The sequence below is a fragment of the Runella sp. CRIBMP genome (assembly GCF_009905605.1).
Lineage (GTDB): Bacteria > Bacteroidota > Bacteroidia > Cytophagales > Spirosomataceae > Runella.
Window position 1 is genome coordinate 129232 of record NZ_JAAAKZ010000005.1, and the last position, 16699, is coordinate 145930.

At 46.2% G+C, this 16699-nt stretch carries 11 protein-coding genes; 3 read left to right on the forward strand and 8 right to left on the reverse strand.

The genetic code is table 11. The features are described from left to right. Positions 1–78 precede the first annotated feature (78 nt). The 4 genes from GVN20_RS15480 to GVN20_RS15495 are packed head-to-tail and all read right to left on the reverse strand — an operon-like array spanning position 79 to position 6931. Positions 79–714 (reverse strand): response regulator transcription factor, encoded by a 636-nt coding sequence (locus GVN20_RS15480; protein WP_166559216.1) that lies wholly within the window; start codon positions 712–714, stop codon positions 79–81. Then, a complete protein-coding gene (locus GVN20_RS15485; protein WP_166559217.1) occupies positions 711–2564 on the reverse strand; it encodes a histidine kinase in 1854 nt (617 codons plus the stop codon). Before GVN20_RS15485 ends, GVN20_RS15480 begins: the two co-directional genes overlap by 4 nt. Before the next feature lie 3 nt (positions 2565–2567). After that, positions 2568–4454 (reverse strand): 7TM diverse intracellular signaling domain-containing protein, encoded by a 1887-nt coding sequence (locus tag GVN20_RS15490; protein ID WP_166559218.1) that lies wholly within the window; start codon positions 4452–4454, stop codon positions 2568–2570. Between the two features lie 38 nt (positions 4455–4492). Beyond that, on the reverse strand, positions 4493–6931 hold the full coding sequence (locus tag GVN20_RS15495) for an outer membrane beta-barrel protein (RefSeq protein WP_166559219.1): 2439 nt from the start codon (positions 6929–6931) through the stop codon (positions 4493–4495). Positions 6932–7089: 158 nt separating this feature from the next. Between GVN20_RS15495 and GVN20_RS15500 the strand changes: the two genes are divergently transcribed. Genes GVN20_RS15500 through GVN20_RS15510 form a run of 3 tightly spaced genes read left to right on the forward strand, consistent with a single transcriptional unit; the run spans position 7090 to position 9578 of the window. Next, positions 7090–7644 carry an RNA polymerase sigma factor gene (locus GVN20_RS15500; protein WP_166559220.1) on the forward strand — a complete coding sequence of 185 codons (555 nt, stop codon included), beginning with the start codon at positions 7090–7092 and terminating at the stop codon, positions 7642–7644. After that, a complete protein-coding gene (locus tag GVN20_RS15505) occupies positions 7622–8419 on the forward strand; it encodes a hypothetical protein (RefSeq protein WP_166559221.1) in 798 nt (265 codons plus the stop codon). Before GVN20_RS15500 ends, GVN20_RS15505 begins: the two co-directional genes overlap by 23 nt. Before the next feature lie 49 nt (positions 8420–8468). After that, positions 8469–9578, forward strand: coding sequence for a hypothetical protein (locus GVN20_RS15510; RefSeq protein WP_166559222.1), 1110 nt, complete (start codon positions 8469–8471; stop codon positions 9576–9578). Positions 9579–9660: 82 nt separating this feature from the next. Here the strand turns inward: GVN20_RS15510 and GVN20_RS15515 are convergent, their stop codons facing one another. From GVN20_RS15515 to GVN20_RS15530, 4 genes are all read right to left on the reverse strand, one after another. Further along, positions 9661–11070 carry a sialate O-acetylesterase gene (locus GVN20_RS15515; RefSeq protein ID WP_166559223.1) on the reverse strand — a complete coding sequence of 470 codons (1410 nt, stop codon included), beginning with the start codon at positions 11068–11070 and terminating at the stop codon, positions 9661–9663. Between the two features lie 234 nt (positions 11071–11304). Further along, on the reverse strand, positions 11305–12171 hold the full coding sequence (locus tag GVN20_RS15520; protein WP_166559224.1) for a PHB depolymerase family esterase: 867 nt from the start codon (positions 12169–12171) through the stop codon (positions 11305–11307). Positions 12172–12227: 56 nt separating this feature from the next. Next, on the reverse strand, positions 12228–13814 hold the full coding sequence (locus tag GVN20_RS15525) for an arylsulfatase (RefSeq protein ID WP_166559225.1): 1587 nt from the start codon (positions 13812–13814) through the stop codon (positions 12228–12230). A gap of 68 nt (positions 13815–13882) precedes the next feature. Further along, positions 13883–16660: a glycoside hydrolase family 2 protein gene (locus GVN20_RS15530; RefSeq protein ID WP_166559226.1), complete on the reverse strand. Its 2778-nt coding sequence runs from the start codon at positions 16658–16660 to the stop codon at positions 13883–13885. Positions 16661–16699 lie beyond the last annotated feature (39 nt).

Here is a 16699-nt window from a genome sequence, read left to right on the forward strand (position 1 = left end):
AGCAGATAAGTTTAGTGAATGATTGAGACAAAGGTCGGTCATAATCCTAAGCCTCACCATCCCCAATTTGGGTAGTTTTTAAACCAACTTTTGCTCAATGGCCTTCACCACGGCTTCGGGGGCGGAATTGACGTGGAGTTTTTCGTAGATATGCTTGATGTGGTAGTGAACCGTATGTACACTCAACGAGCACGCGTCAGCTATCATTTTGTAACTCATGCCTTTTACCAAACAAGTCAGTACTTCGCGCTCGCGCCCCGTGAGTTCGATATAGGTAGGTTGCGACTGTACAAACTGATTTTGAAACATTTGCATTACCTTGACCGCAATAGCGGGCGACATGTGCGCTCCTCCCTTGTGAACATCTTGAATAGCCTGCCACACGTCGTCGGGGTCGGGGCTTTTGAGTACGTAGCCTGATGCACCGCCACAAACTGCCGAAAAAATACGGTGTTCGTCTTCAAAAATGGTATGAATCAGTACTTTCGTTTCGGGGTAAACAGCTTTTATGCGCTGTAATGCTTCGATACCCGACAGCCCTGGCATCTGAATGTCCATCAGTACCACATCGGGGCAATGCTTGCGGATTTTGGCAACGGCATCGTTGGCATCTTCATACGCACCGGCCAAATACGCACCTTCCGTATTGTCAAAATACAATTTCAGGCTTTGCCGCAGGCTTTTGTTATCCTCAAAAAGTACAATGCTGATCATTTTTTAATATTGTTTACTATCATCTCTATAATCGTTCCAATTCCTTCTCCCGACGAAATATTCACCTCAAACCCACCTTCCTTTGCCCGTTTTTGAAAATTTTTCAAACCATTCCCATCGGTATTTTTCGAACAATCAAAGCCTTGGCCGTCGTCCGAAATTCGTATGTGCAAAGCGTTGTCTTGCTGATAGATACGTACTTGAACGGTGGTTGCGTGGGCGTGCTTGGCGATGTTGTGGAGGGCTTCTTTATAGACCAAATACAGGTTGCGTCGCTGCTCCATCGTGAAAATGGGCAATTGAGTAGCTGGGACTTCGTTCTCAAAAACAAAGGAGATGTCGTGGGTTGTGAGCAATTTAAAACCCACCGCTCGCATCTTTTCGAGGAGTTTTTCGGGTGTGTCGTTATCAGGATTTAAGGCCCAAACGGTATCTCGAATGGTGTGAATGGCTTCTTCGGAATCGGTTTTGATTTGGCTCAAAATAGAATTTGCTTCCAGATTTTTAGTGCCGACTTTCTTTTGAATCACCTTGGCCGAAGTGGCAATGCTGGTGAGGGTGGCACCTACTTCATCGTGCAAATCACGGGCAATTTCGTCACGGATTTGGCGGAGTTTGTTTTGTTGGCGCAGATTTTCTCGGAGTTGGGCGATGAGTTGCTGTTGGGTTTGGGCCTGTTCTCTTCGCTGTTGACCCGCACGTTGAGCCAAAATATACCCCAGCATGGTGATTTCAATCAAGGTACCCGGGACAAATAAATTGTTGTAAGGGATGAAGGGTAGCCAAGAAATATTGTAAAGGGCAAACATGCTAATAATCATGGCTATGAGGCTGATACTAAAAGCAACTCCATAAACCCAGACTTGCTTAAAATTCTTAATTGACACGTAAACGAGCCCAATCAACAACATGAATAATACGATTAAGATATACCCTCCCCAGTCAATTTTGAGCCAAAAGAGTAGACGGTAAAGTAACGATGGGAAGTTATTATCAACAAGACGAATCATTTTGGTAACTATCCAATTCATAAAATAAAGCCCGTTGAGGCCCATGATTGCCCAATAGAGCGTTTTTGAATAGAAACGCAAATTGAGAAACTTAACGTGGAAAAGCGACCAACATAATTGATATATAAATGGTGGAGCAATAATATACTTACTGACTGGCAGAAACGCGTAAAAATCCAAGTAAAAGGTAATAATACTGAACATCAGTAACGCATACCAGCCAATCAAGGAATCACGGAGACGAATAGAAAAAATAAAAGCATAGACAAAGACGAGAACAAAAATGCCCAACGAAAAACTTTGCCAAATGGTGTTATTTTTTTGATAAGCGAGTGCATGTTCTAAGTTGCCAATGTGTATGTAATCGCCGTAGGCATTTCCTGATACAATTGAGATATAGATAACTTTGGGGTAACTACCCATGGGAAAAATGGGTGGTCTCGTAAGTACTTGTTGATAGAAAGCAGGGGTTTTTAATCCTGCCTGAAACGCCCGTTGTTGCTCTTTTTCATCCATTATGATGACTTCTATTCTACGAAATCCTCGAAAACTGTGAATAAGGTAAAGGTCTTCTGAGGTGCTGTTTTTTACTTCAAAACGCAACCAAATCTTTTCGGTAAAGTAACCGAATCCCACAATTTCTTTTTGGTTCAACGCCTGAAAGGAATCCAATGGATAGCGGGCAACTTGCTCGGCTGTGAGTGTATGCGTGGCATCTTTTAAGAAGTAAACGTAGGTAGCAATAGGGTTGGCTTTTTGGGCATCAGTAATTGTGAGTATTTTCTGGGCCCAAGTGGGTGTTAAGCCTACAATTAGCAATATGAAAATAGGGAGGCGCATAAATCAAAAGTCTAATTGAGAAATTACCAATAAAACTGTCGTTCCAATTCCTTCTCCCGACGAAATATTCACCTCAAACCCACCTTCCTTTGCCCGTTTTTGAAAATTTTTCAAACCATTCCCATCGGTATTTTTCGAACAATCAAAGCCTTGGCCGTCGTCCGAAATTCGGATGTGTAAGGCATTGGTTTGTTGATAGACACGCACTTGGGCGTTGGTTGCTTGGGAATGTTTGGCGATATTGTGAATGGCTTCTTTATAGACTAAGTAAATATTGCGTCGCTGTTCCATGTTAAACATGGGTAGTTGTGCTATGGGGACATCGTTTTCAAAAACAAAGGCAATGTCATGGGGTGTTAGCAGTTTGAAACCTACGGCTTTCATCTTTTCGAGGAGTTTTTCGGGGGCATCGTTATCGGGATTCAAAGCCCAAACGGTATCTCGAATGGTGTGAATGGCTTCTTCAGAATCGGTTTTGATTTGAGCTAAAATAGCGTTAGTCTGCGAATGAGTCCTGCCATTTTTTTTCTGAATCACCCTGGCTGAAGTAGCAATGCTGGTGAGGGTAGCGCCGACTTCGTCGTGAAGATCGCGGGCAATTTCGTCACGGATTTGGAGGAGTTTGTTCTGCTGACGCAGGTTTTCTTGAAGTTGGGCGATGAGTTGCTGTTGGGTTTGGAATTGCTCTTTGCGGTGTTGGCTGACGCGTTCGGCTAACACAAATCCCAACAGAACTATTTCCAGTAATGAGCCAATAAAATAGAAATTGTTGTATGGATAATGAGGCAGCCAAGAAATGTCAAAAAGGGCTAAGATAGCGATAATCATCGAAGTCAACCCAATACTAAACGCCAGTGCGTACCACCGTACTTTTTGAAAATCTCTGATACTTACATAGACTACGGCAATCAATAAGATAAGTAAACTAATAGCCAGATACCCCACATATTCAATACCTAACCAATGCGTTACAATACGCATCAGCGAGTAGGGCGGCCCGAAAAAACCAGTAATCATCTGATGCAGGTAAGCTGCTACGTCCAACCCAAGCCAAAAAATGAGTGAGTAATAAAGAAACTTAGAGTATTTTTTGAGGTTGATAAATTTGATTAAAAAAATAGTCCACACACCCAAAAAGACCAAATGAATAGGATAATATGGACGGAATTGGGTATACCACGAGTCCTGTCCGAAAAATTCTAAAAGATATCCACTGCGGTCTATAAACCAGTGAGTATTGGTGAAAACAAATAACGCATACCAACCGATGAGTTGGTCGCGGAGCTGAAAATAGAAGACAAGTGCGTACAAAAAAACCAAAAAATAAACGCCGGCCAACCCACCATGCCAAAAACCGATTTGCTTTTGATAAAGAAGAGCATTGCCCATGTCGGTGAGTTGCAGATAGTCATTGAAAAAGTCAACGATGGAAAACTCAGCCGCAAGATAAACCGTGCGCGGATGTTTACCTATGGAAGCTAAGGCTTGCGAAATCGGAGCTATGCGCTTATCAAAGGGGGTGTTTGAGGGTAGTTTTTGAATGGTCAATAGACCTTTTTCATCTACTGTATAAACCTCCAGCTTGGTAAATTTCCATTGGGTTGAAAGGAGAACTAATTCTCTATCGGTCTGATTATTGACGTTAAATCTTAGCCATACTGTTCCCAATCGAATTGCCAATTGAATGGCCCCCTGTCGGTTCATAGGTTTGAAGGAGTCTAAGGGATAACGTGCTATCTGTTCATAGGTAAGTTGGTGGGTTAAGTCTTCGTAATAATAGGCACCAGGTGCCACCGTCCGTATGCGTTGAGCATCACTGATGGTTAGCACTGGTTGTGCCCAAGCCGGGAGGTGGATACCAATGAGTAGGAAGAAGAGCAGGGTTCGCATTAGTAGCAGATTTGTTGTACAAGGTAGAGATAATAGTTCTAAAACTGAACTCGTCCCCTTTCTTCATCGGCACCTCGGCGTTGGCGGGTGGTTTTGACTTTTTGATTGCCAAAATTACGGGAGTACGTCAATTTCACTACGCGCGGCTCAAACTTCATTTTGGCCTGAAAATCAAATTGTTGAATTGGAAATGAGGTGTACCATCGTAGCGTGTTTGTCCAAAAAATATCGCTGATATTCAGCCGAAACGTGCCTTTATTAATGGGTAATACTTTCTGAATACCCGCAATTACGTTGGTTCTGCTGCGTAAATTCATGACACCTGCTGGAATAAGTGATAGGTACTGCACGTTTAATTCAGCCGTCCAATGGTTACCGAGGTTGAAAGTATGCACCGAATTGGCATTGCCGTAATAGATGCGTTGGCTAAAAGGCCCAATGTCAAACTGCGATTGCGAACTGCGGTAATAACCCGCCAAGTTGTTCTGAACTTTCCACCAAGACGTGAGCGTGAGCGGGAAGGTTACTTCTACTGACAAGACATCAGAACGGTCGAAATTTTGGGTAATGTGAATCAATTCGGGGCGACCAGGATACGTAATGGGTTGGTGTTTGTTGATGATATCTCGTTCGTGGCTATACCCGACCCAGAAAAAATAAGCTCCTTTGAACCCATAGCCCGCCCTAAGACTGCTGTTATAGGCGGGTTTTAGGGCGATATTACCCACGTAGTAGGTATTGGGGTCGGTGATAAAAAAATTAGGAATTAGTTCGGTAAAGACGGGGCGCGTCAAGCGGCGACTGTAAGCCAAGTTGAGGGTATGCAGTTTTCCGACTTGATGTTTGAGCGACGCACTCGGAAACAGATTGAGATAGCGTCGGTCGAGGAGGGGTTTACCGTCCACCGATTGGATGTTGGTATGCGTATTTTCAGCCCGGAGACCGCCTTGAAAATCGGTTGTAGGGCCGAGCTTTCCCGTAAAATTGGCGTAAACCGCCCCGATTGTCTCGCGGAAAAGGGCTTTACTTGTCAAGTTGGGGTCCATGGTGAGCACTCCGTCTATGTTGCGCTCCACGCCGAGGGCGTTGTCAATGTGCGATACGTTGATTTTAAAACCACTTTCCATTTTCCATTTTTTACCCAACGGTCGCGCGTAATCGGCGCGCAATACCCCAAACCGAATGCCCGTATCTTTGGTGGTTTTCATGGACTTGATGGGCAAAACCGAAGGGTCGGTTGTCATAAATTGGTTAATGTCAAAAGTATTGAGTCCATTGTTTTCAAAAGACTGATAATCAGCGTCAATGGTAAGGGTATGTTGGCGGGTGGTGGTATGCGAAAGCCCTACGCTTGCGCCCCAATTTCGCCACGGCGCATCTTCTATCCACGTCAATTCCGACGTAGTAAACGGCTGAGACTGTCCCGCAATTCGGGTGTTGGAAGAGTTGTAAGAAATGACATCACGCTTGTTTAGTAAGCCCTGCACTTGTGCCGAAAGCACGGTTCGTTTGGTCAGTAAAATATCGGCTCCGACCCTAAAATCGGCGTTTTTGGTGATGGGGTAGCGGTCGGAGTATTGTTCGTTTCGCCAAATTGCCCCTTGCACGGGTTGGTTACGAATCGGTAAAAAATCAAACCAACCGCGGTCGTAATTGTAAGAAGTATTGGCAAACAAATTCACCCTTCCTTGATTGTGATTAATGGAAAAGCTACCGTTGGTTTTCTCGAATTTGCCATAGCCCGCCATCAGCGAAAAGCTGCCGTTGGTTCCTTCGCCTTGTTTGCGTTTGAGGACAATATTTATCAAACCCGCATTTCCCTCCGCATCATACCGCGCCGAAGGATTAGTGATGAGTTCGATTGTTTCGACGTTGTCGGCGTTCATTCCGCTGAGCATTTGTACCAATGTTTCCAGCGGTAGCCGCGAGAGTTTACCATTGAGCATCACCATCACCCCCGACTTTCCGCCAAGGGCAATGTTACTGTTTTGGCGGTCTACCCGCACGCCCGGCGAGCGTTCGAGTACGTCCAAGACCGAACCACCCGCCGCCGTCATCATGGCCGAGGGATTGATGACCAACTTATCAAGTTGTTGTTCAAAAATTGGCTTTTGGGCAATGACCGTCACCTCGTTGAGTTGCTTTTCGAGGGCATTTGCCGTGAGGGTAGCCAATTGGTGCGTTCCTTCAGCGTCCTTTAGTACAAAAGGTGCGGAGTAGACATTTCGGTAGCCCACCATACTCGCCGTGACCAAATACTGCCCGATTTTAAGGCCTTCAAAAGCAAATAGGCCCGCCTCATTGGCCACAGCCCCCTTGGCCATCGAAGAATCTTTGGCGTTGATTAACAGCACATTGGCAAAGGCCAGAGGTTGCCCGTTGGTAGATTGCACCCTACCCGTAAGGCTACGTTGGGCAAAGCTAAAACTACTTTCCAGAAGGAGCAATAAACAAAGGAGGCGAGAAATGGCTGACATATCAATGTAGATTGTTTAATTGATACATCAAAGTTCTCGAATTACGAATGATTGTACCATCCCCAATTCTGGTAGTCTTGTTTAGTAACTTTTTTCACTCTCAGGCAACCCTTTTCTCTTTTTCTGCATTTCTGTTATTGAAACCTAAAATCACAACCGTGTACCGCTGGCAACAAGTCATTGAAATGTGCAAAGAAAACAACCGTTTCGCGCAGAATCGGCTGTACGAAGGCTTTTCAGGGCGGCTGTTTCGGCTTTGTATGCGCTACGTACAACAGCAGGAAGAAGCTGAAGAGGTACTGATGAATGGTTTTTTGAAGTTTTTTCGAGGCTTGCCTGATTTTGAATACCGCGACGACAACAGCTTGGAGGTTTGGCTCAAACGCATCATGGTCAATGAGTCGCTTATGTACTTGCGCCAACAAAAAGCCCTGCCTGTATTTACAGATGCTGACGAAACGGAAGATTTAGCAACGGTTTATGTTCCCCATCATTCGATAGATACCGAGGCCATTTACGCCGCGATTTTGGAATTGCCAACGGGCTATCGGACGGTATTCAACCTGTACGTTGTGGAAGGATACACGCACGAAGAGATTGCCAAACAGTTAAACATCAGTGCAGGAACATCAAAGTCACAACTCAGCAAAGCGCGGGTCATACTGCAACAACTATTAAAACAGCGAGGTTATGAACAATACGGAACAGTTTGATGAATGGATAAGAGGGGAAATGGACAACCTCGACGGTTCGCCTGAACATTTTCGGCAAGCGGACATTTGGCAAAAACTGCAAACGGAATTACACCCTATTCCAGTAAAGAAATCTTTCTTTGGCAGAAGCAGATTTTTCACATTGGAGGCGTCTAAACTCCGTATGGCAGCGGCAGTTGGATTGTTATTACTGGCGGGCGGAGTTTGGTGGAGTATCCAATCAACTCCTATTCCTTCGGTTGTTCATCAGGCAGAAAATAAGCCACAAAACAACCCTATTATACAGGAAAAACGAAGTATTCTCGTAGCAAAGAAAGACGTTTTGATAGAAGCGACGTTAAAAAAACAGGAGTCTTTCAAGAAGCAATCAAAAGAGAAGCAAACCGAAATTAGCCTTGCACAAGCGCCGATGGTTATCCATTCTGAATCGGATAATAATGTTGGTACCACTACTAACGTCGGCAGGGTTTGGAACCCTGCCGACGTTCCCGAGGCTCAGAAAAATATAACTGAAACCTCTGAAATTGCCGAAGTTGTTGCAGTGCCTGCAAACCCAACAAATCAATCAACTGCAAAAATCCCCCCTAAACCCAAATTTAAAATCGTCCACGCCAATGAGTTGACTGATTATCAGAAAGCTGAACTGGCGGAGGTACGAGAAAAAGAAGCGAAAGCCAAAGGATTTGTGGTCATCAATTGGAAAGCCAATGCCACTTCTCAATCTGAAAGCAGTCTAATGTCTTATTTCAAAAATAAATCTTCAAAGGCTGATTAGCAGCCATTTTTCAACCAACCGGTGCGGCGTACCGCAACTCCCAAATACTATGAAAATCATTATTGCCGCGATGCTCTATGTGAGCATCCTTAGCCACGCTTTTGCCCAACAGTTGCCCGGCGTTTTGCCAAGCGCTCTGGATCGTCACAGTAAGTATAGCTTTGATCTGGGAAAAGGAAATAAAATGCTGGTTTATGCCCGAACGGTGCAGGACTTGCAGAAATTTCAAAATATTGATTCTGTTCTGGCTCTGTTTGCAAAAGAGTACAAAGAGATTAAGTCAACATTGGCAGAAAATACAAATGCAAGAATTGCGACCTACAAACTTTTGGATGATAACCAACACCAACTTGATTTGAGAGAACAAGTGGCTGCCAAACAGCGGTTTCAATTCAGAACCAACGGTGGTGAGCCTTTGCTCATCAAAGATGTGCAGGATACGCTGCTGATTATTCATACGTTTCTCAAGCCCATTCAGAAAAAGTCAGAGACGGTACAGCTCAACGAGCACGTATATTTTTATTTGGTTATCAATTACTTAGATGATATAGAAACCCTTGCCAAAAATGGGATTGCCAATGCTAAAATCAGCCTGGCATTGAAAGATGTAGCCCAATACCCGCACCATAATTTGCAGAAAACGGGTTTTCGCTACAATCTTACGTATGCTCCTGATTCCGATAAACCTTCTTTCAAAGCCGTCGAAACGCAAAACTCCCCCTTTATTGCCATTCACCCCTCCTTTGGGTTGGGCGTGTTTCGTAATCAATGGGTTCCTAACTTTCAGGCCGATTTTTCTTTTGTACCCAATAAATACAAAAACATAGGGTACACTTTAGGCTGGCGCAGTATGTTTTTTACTGAGCGCAACGATTTAACCGGGCGGAACTCAACCCAAAGTAATAGGTTTGTAAGCGTTGGAATCACCTTTTACGATTTCCGGAGACCGAAAACCGGCGCTGTCAACACCAACCATATTCTTTTTGGTGCATATTTGGGCCATTCTGTTTTAAGAAGCGGGGATATTTTCGATAAAAACACCTGGAACTTTTCCATGACCATTACCACCAAAGGAATGTTTAAGGTACAACCCGAAATCTATTTCAACGGTTTTTTCAAAAATGTAATGCCAGGAATTCGGGTACAGATCGGGCTGTAAAAATTAGTATTGACGTGAAGAAAACAACCTGTTTAAAATCAAAATTATGGTGACGGCCTAAAAATCCCATAACCATAATTAATTATTTAGTCGCGCCCAATTTCCACCCATCGGTTCGAAAGGGAATGGCAGGTAGACCCTCTTTGTTGAATAAATTGGGAACGGGCGTATCCCGAAACGCAAAACGCACCGCAACGGGCTGACTAACCTTTTCGGAAGTCACTTCAACGGCGTTGTTTTTAACAATTCGGGCCTGTGCTTTGTAAAATACGCGGTCTGCCCCCGCCACTTCAAACTCCGTCAACGGGCCTCCTTTGGCGGTAAGGCCACTTTCAGCGTGGTCAAACGAAACAATGGCTTTGGCACCGTCTACTTGCAGAGATTTATACTGCGGGCTTTTGTAATTTCCGTTATTCTGACGGTAGGTCTCTGCCAATGCCCAACCCGCCAACCGATTGCCGACTTCTTTTTTATACACGGGGTGAATGTTATTCAAATCATCCACTAAATCGGTAATGACCACCATCCCTGATTTTGGAATATCCATGGCGCGGGTTTGCATCTCGCGCACGGCGGGGGCTTTAAATTCGGTGGTATCGCGGTAGTTGAACGGGGCAATTTGAACGTAATAAAACGGAAAGTCTTTCTGCCACGCGCCCCGCCACGTATCCACCATCAGGTGCATAAGTTGGTAGTACGTAGAAGGATAATGGCGATTGGACTCGCCCTGATACCACAAAGCCCCCGCAATGGCAAACGAGGTGAGCGGAGCCACCATGCCGTTGTAAATATATCCCGCCTGTCGCGGCCAACCTTTGCTCGGAATCATGGTTTCGGCCGAGGTACGGGTATTGGGGAAGAGATTGACCAAATGCTCGGGAATCCACGATTCGATGTACGAACCGCCCCATGCCACGTCAATCAGGCCGATGGGCACATTGAGCGATTGATTGAGTTTTTTGCCAAAGAAATACCCCACTGCACTGAACCGCTTCAACGTCAGAGAATCGCAGACTGTCCATGTACCTTTTGCATCGGTTTGGGGAGTTTCGGCGGTGAGCTTGGGCATTTTAAAGAAGCGAATGTTGGCGTTGTAGGCCGTAGGCAGTTCAGCCTTGGCATCTTTTACGCCGTGGTCGGCGCTCCATTCCATGTTGGATTGGCCCGCACACAACCACACCTCACCCATCAGGACGTTCTCTAACATAATTTTATTTCTTCCTTGAATGGTCAACGTGTACGGGCCGCCTCCTGCTTTGGGGGTAACAAGGGTTAATTTCCAAACGGCATTTTCGTTGGTCACCACACTGACCGTTTCACTTTGCCAACTTCCAGAAACCGTCACTTTTTCGCCTGGCTGCGCCCATCCCCATACCGTTACGTTGGCCTGCTGCTGCAACACCATATTACTACTAAAAATAGCCGGCAAGTACACATCGGCAACGGCAAAGAGAGGGGGAAGAAAGAGGAGAAGGAAGGAGATTTTTTTCATTTTTTTAGGGAGGGGGAGGGAATAATTTTCGTTTTAAAATACTGTAAAGTTCAAGGCTAAAGCCCGATCTATGTCCTGGTTTCCAAGCCCCACGCAAAAGAATGGGTTAAAAATCGCTTGCCGTTGTTGGTGTTTTTTCACCAACAATCTCCCTTCCAAGCACGATGATGGAAAAGATTCAGGTTTTAAGAATCGCTGCGGCGTACCGCCCTAATGCACGAATAGGCACAAACATCACTCCACCATTTGCCGCTTAAAAAACGCCCATGCTTCCAGATACACATCAATATCACGCGGGGAATTGTGCTCACCGTTCAGTACTTTTAAAAGGGTTACTTCGGGCTTTCCAGGTTCTTTATACGTATAGCGCTCAATGGTGCGGCCGTCGGTTGGGTCGGTATCGGGCAGCGCCTCCATTTTGGGACGGCCTGCATATCCCGCCAGTTCAGACCAATATTTGAACGTCCGGTCGGTAGAGCGAACGAAACCAAGACTGATGCCGTTGGTCAACACCTCTCCACCAGCGTAGGGGTTGGTGCGGTCGGCCGTACCGTTGACAATCATCACCGGAATCGCCATGCGCTTTTCGGTGCAATCCATGTTGTTGGTATCGGGTAAGTTGGCAATAAGCGCAGTAATGGCTCTAAACTGTTCAGGCATCGTCACCGCCAACTTATACGCCATGTGCCCGCCACCCGAACTACCTACCGCAAATACTTTTTTAGGATTGATGACGTATTTTTGCTCGAAATAGGTAATCATGGATTGAAAAAAGGCATTGTCGTTGATGTTTTCCATGTTTGCCGCCGATTGCGCCGTTTTCCTACATTCATTCCAGTAGTTTTTGTAGCCGTCGGGATATACCATTAAAATGTTTTCATTGGGAGCAATGGCTTCCAGTTTTTGGGCACCACTGCGCATTCGGCGACCGTTGCCCCCTGAGCCGTGCAAAACAAACAGCAAAGAAGACTGCTTATCAGCAGGTGCTAGAAAATGGAAAGTACGGTAATGACCTTCAATCAACACCGAGTCGCTCACGAGTTGGCAGTGGGCAGTATGGACGAGTAACACTAAGAAGAAGAGAAATAGTTTTTTTTTCATAAAGAAGATTTTCTACACAAATTCAACTGATAATCAATTTATTAGCAAACAACCTCTCATTTTCTCACTCCCACTTTTTCGGCCCATTGGCGGTATTTTTCGGTTAACTGGGCAACAATTTCGGGGTGTAATTGCGCCAAATCTTGGGTTTCGGTACGGTCGTTTTCTATGTCGTAGAGTTCCCATTGACTTTTGCCTTTCATTCCCACCAACTTCCATTTTCCTTGTCGTATGGCGCGGTTGTCGAAATGTTCCCACGCGATATAGTCGTGTCCTTTGCGGGTTTTTCCCTGCAAAATGGGCATCAAACTTTTGCCTTCGATGGGCTTAAGGCTCTGTTGGTTCATCGTAAGGGGTTGTTTCACCTGCGCAACTTCCAAAATTGTCGGAAGGAGGTCGATGATGTGCCCAACTTGCGAGGTTTGGAAAGGCTTTTTTATGACATTTGGATAATGGACAATCATGGGTGTAGCGATGCCTCCTTCGTGCGTAAACTGCTTGTACATCCGGAAAGGGGTATTGCCCAAAGCGGCCCATTCTTTACTATACGTGGTATAAGAGCCTTTTTGGCCCGCTGGTGTTGTCAACGAAATGGTGTACGCTGCCTCACCCAAATCTTTTTTAGCGCGGGCATCCAGCACTTCGGCGCAGGCTCCATTGTCCGATAAAAACACAATCATCGTATTATTGAGCTGCCCGTTGGCGCGCAGTTTTTCAACGATTTTTCCAATGCCCGCATCCATGCGGCTCACCATGGCGGCGTAGGTAGCCATTTTCAAATCCCATTCGTCTTGGTTAGTGGTGTTTTCCCAAGCGGCAATGTCAGCATCACGCTCGGGCAGCGCGTATTTTTTGCCAAAGAGGCCCATTTTTTGTTGATTCAAAAACCGCTCTTTTCTCAATTCATCCCAACCTCGCTTGTACTTACCCCGAAACTTTTGGATTTCTTCATCGGGCGCGTGCAACGGCCAATGCGGCGCGGTGTAAGCAACGTACATAAAGAAAGGCTGCTTCGTTTTTTCGTTGGACGAAATATACTCCACGGCTTTATCGCTGATGGCGTCGGTCATGTAAAAATCCTTGGGCAGGGTATACGGCTCGTTGTCTTGCAACATCAACCGACCTGGCAACACCTCATAATAGCTCGTGGCTCCGCTGATGAGGCCAAAATATTTATCAAAACCGCGCTGCAACGGCCAATCGACGCGCTCTTCGCCCACGTGCCATTTTCCCGACATAAATGTCTGATAACCTGCCGTTTTTAGCACTTCGGCCACGGTGGCAGTTTGCCTACTTAGCCAGCCTTGGTAGGGGTTTTCTTGCACACGGTCTTTTACCTTGGTCACCACCATTTCGCCCATTCCTGCCTGATGTGGGTACACCCCCGTCAGCAACGCCGCCCGACTAGGACAGCAACGGGCCGCGTTGTAAAATTGCGTGAATTTGGTGCCATTTTTTGCCAGATTATCCAAATGAGGCGTGGGAATTTCCGAACCGTAACAGCCGATGTCGCTAAAACCCAGATCATCGGCCATGATGACGATGATGTTGGGCTTAACGGTGGCGGTAAGTGGGCCAAAACTTAATCCGCTCAGGCCCAAGAAGACCAGCAACGCGACGGTAAATTTATATTTTGTTTTCATAAAAATCGGTTGAAAAAAAGCAGGTTTTGAGAAGCAGTTTTCTCAAAACCTGCGTTAAAATCACGCCCTTACTTTACTTTCACGATAACCGTCGGGTCAAAGGGGTACATGCCAAATTTTTCGCCGTAAATCGCTAAGCCACCATCGCCTTCTACCGCCAAACGCAACACCAATTCGCCCGATTGGATGGCTTTCTGGATGGCCTCATTGGGTACATTTACTTCCAAACGATAGCCGTAGCTGCCCGCTTCGCGCAGTTTACGGTTTTGGGGTTGATAGTGCCACGACAATACCCCCTGGTGGTCGGCGGGATCGTCGGGCAGGTTGAGTTTTCCTGCTGCTACCCCGTTGAAACTGATGGCCACATCGCTCGGAAACTTCGTTTCATCGGTCATAGGATAAGAATTAGGATTGAGGCTATTGTCAAATGTACCACCACCGAGCATGTAGTTGTCGGCAATTTTCACGTCACCGCTTTTGTCTTTACCAAACAACTGTTTGGCGGAGGCTTCCATGATGAACGACGCCCCGTTGACGTTGTCAGCTTTTAGGTCGGTTGGCCATTTAATTTTGTATTCAAAATAACCGCTACCTGCGCCGTTTACTTTCAATCCGTCCAACACATCCCACTGCTTCATTGACCATTTTGCATCGCTAAATTTATTGGGTGCAATGGTCAATAATCGTTGTTTTTCTCCACCGCCCGTCACTATTTCGACAGCTTGGGGTTTCTCTATGATGTACATATTGAAATTGCGACTCAAGATATTGCCCTTGGCATCCTGCAACGTCAGCGCCAACACAGCCACCGATTTTTCGGAGGGCATTACCACGTACAACGGCGCGATTGCCTGCTGAATCCACGGGCTGTACGGGACTTTTTTGGTAAAACTCTGCCACTTTTTGGCCTGTCCAAAAGCATCCCAGCCGTTCAGTTCTACTTTTAGGGTCAGTTCATTGCCCAAATCAGTGCGCCCCGTCATCGACGAAATCGTTAGGGGTACTTGCACCACTTCGGTCGGGCGCACGCTGTGTGAAATATCCTGACCCGTAGTGACATAAATATCGGCGTGCAAATCCTTGAGACTCATGCCCGGCACAAAGGCTTCCAAGCCCGTGAACTTTTGGGTACGGTCAAATTTAAAATAACCGTTCCACTCGTTGATTACGTCGTGGTGCTCGGTGTACAACCACCCCGCCACCAACGGATATTTACGAAACGTATTGACCGAGCGGTGATAATCCCACGTCCAATCCACGTCGCCAGAACTACCATCATAGCCCCACACGTTGCCAAATTCGGAGTTGATGTTGGGCTGTCGGCCCACTTTGTAGCCCTTTTCAAAATTAAAGGTAGAACCTTCGTACGTTTTGGTGGTCAAGTTTTTAAGGTAGTCTTCCCATCCGTAGCCGGGCAGATACTCATGCCACGAGTTGAGGTCGGTTTCGGTGTGGCCCGCACCGCAGCAGATTGAATTGTCTTCAATCAAACGGCTGGGGTCCAGTGCTTTGGCTTTGCGGTACATGCTTACCACCCACTGCTGGGTTTCGGGTAAGTATTTATCTACTTTTTTGCCGTTTTCTTCTACTTTGGTCTTTAATCCCCAGGTTTCATTGAAGAGAATCCACGAAAAAATGGCAGGGTGATTGAAATCTCGTTTGATGAGTTGGGGCAACACCCGCTCCGACTCAGCCCGGGCTTCGGCGTTGGGTTGTCCCCAGAAATTGGGTAAATCAGACATAATCAACAGCCCCATTTTATCCGCCCAATACAACTTACGCGGTACGTCAATTTTGATGTGCGTCCGGATGCCGTTTAGGCCAATATCCTTGGCCAATTTTATCTCATTTTTCATAAACTCATCCGTCGGGAAGGTATAAAAACCCTCTGGATGGTACGACTGGTCGAGCGCGAGTTGGAGATAAATCGGCTGATTATTAAGCGCGACATACGGAAAATTGGTCCCGGGCAGATTGACCACCGAAATCTTACGCATTCCGAAATAACTTTTAATTTTATCTGCTCCCAACTCCGCCTCCACTTCGTAAAGGTGCGGATTTTCCAACGTCCAAAGTTTAAAATCAGGGATAGAAACGTCAAACATCAGTTGCGTTTGCCCCTTTCCAATGGTTTGAGAAACAGGCGCAGATACACCCGCGATGTTGAGTTTCAGCGCCAAATCTTGCGAAGCAGGTTTGGGCAAAGTGGCCGTCACCTGAACCTTGCCTTTGTCAATATCGGGCGTAAAATGCAGGGTTTCGAGGTAATCATTGGCCCGCGCTTCCAGATAAATGGTTTGCCAAATGCCCCGGGCGTTGCCGTAGCCCTGTTTACCATATAGTGCATAGTCACGGCGTACGTCGTCTACCCGAATCACCATTTTTTGACTCGCTCCTGCTTTCAGGCTTGCCGCAGGCAACTCAAATTCAAAAGGCACATAGCCCCCTTCAAACGAGCCGAGCTCTTTGCCACCAAACCAAACGGTGGTTTTGTAATCACTGGCCCCAATGACCACAAAAACGCGCTGCCCTTTCCAGTCTTTGGGAATAGAGATCGTGCGCTGATACCACGCAATGTCGGCTTCATCTTTTACTCCTGATAGCGGCGCTCCCCACGGAAACGGCACGTGGATGGTCAGAGGAAATTTTTGGGTACCTTTGCCCCAACCCTGTTTCAGGCCAGCATCTTCTTTATCGAACCTAAACTCCCAGTCGCCGTTGAGGTTGAGCCAATTGGTACGTTCCCAATCAGGACGCGGGTGCTCGGGCAGTGGTATATTGGTTTGGGCAGTAAGGGTCTGCATCCCGAAAAGCAATAAACAAAGGTAGATAGAGAAACGAAGCATATAGAATAGATATGTTTATGACAAAAAACGCAACTATTA

Excerpts from the sequence above, each read along its gene's own strand:
- GVN20_RS15520 (WP_166559224.1), bottom strand. The coding sequence starts at position 12,171 with ATGAAAAAAAAACTATTTCTCTTCTTCTTAGTGTTACTCGTCCATACT.
- GVN20_RS15505 (WP_166559221.1), top strand. The coding sequence starts at position 7,622 with ATGAACAATACGGAACAGTTTGATGAATGGATAAGAGGGGAAATGGAC.
- GVN20_RS15510 (WP_166559222.1), top strand. The coding sequence starts at position 8,469 with ATGAAAATCATTATTGCCGCGATGCTCTATGTGAGCATCCTTAGCCAC.
- GVN20_RS15490 (WP_166559218.1), bottom strand. The coding sequence starts at position 4,454 with ATGCGAACCCTGCTCTTCTTCCTACTCATTGGTATCCACCTCCCGGCT.
- GVN20_RS15530 (WP_166559226.1), bottom strand. The coding sequence starts at position 16,660 with ATGCTTCGTTTCTCTATCTACCTTTGTTTATTGCTTTTCGGGATGCAG.
- GVN20_RS15495 (WP_166559219.1), bottom strand. The coding sequence starts at position 6,931 with ATGTCAGCCATTTCTCGCCTCCTTTGTTTATTGCTCCTTCTGGAAAGT.
- GVN20_RS15480 (WP_166559216.1), bottom strand. The coding sequence starts at position 714 with ATGATCAGCATTGTACTTTTTGAGGATAACAAAAGCCTGCGGCAAAGC.
- GVN20_RS15515 (WP_166559223.1), bottom strand. The coding sequence starts at position 11,070 with ATGAAAAAAATCTCCTTCCTTCTCCTCTTTCTTCCCCCTCTCTTTGCC.
- GVN20_RS15525 (WP_166559225.1), bottom strand. The coding sequence starts at position 13,814 with ATGAAAACAAAATATAAATTTACCGTCGCGTTGCTGGTCTTCTTGGGC.
- GVN20_RS15485 (WP_166559217.1), bottom strand. The coding sequence starts at position 2,564 with ATGCGCCTCCCTATTTTCATATTGCTAATTGTAGGCTTAACACCCACT.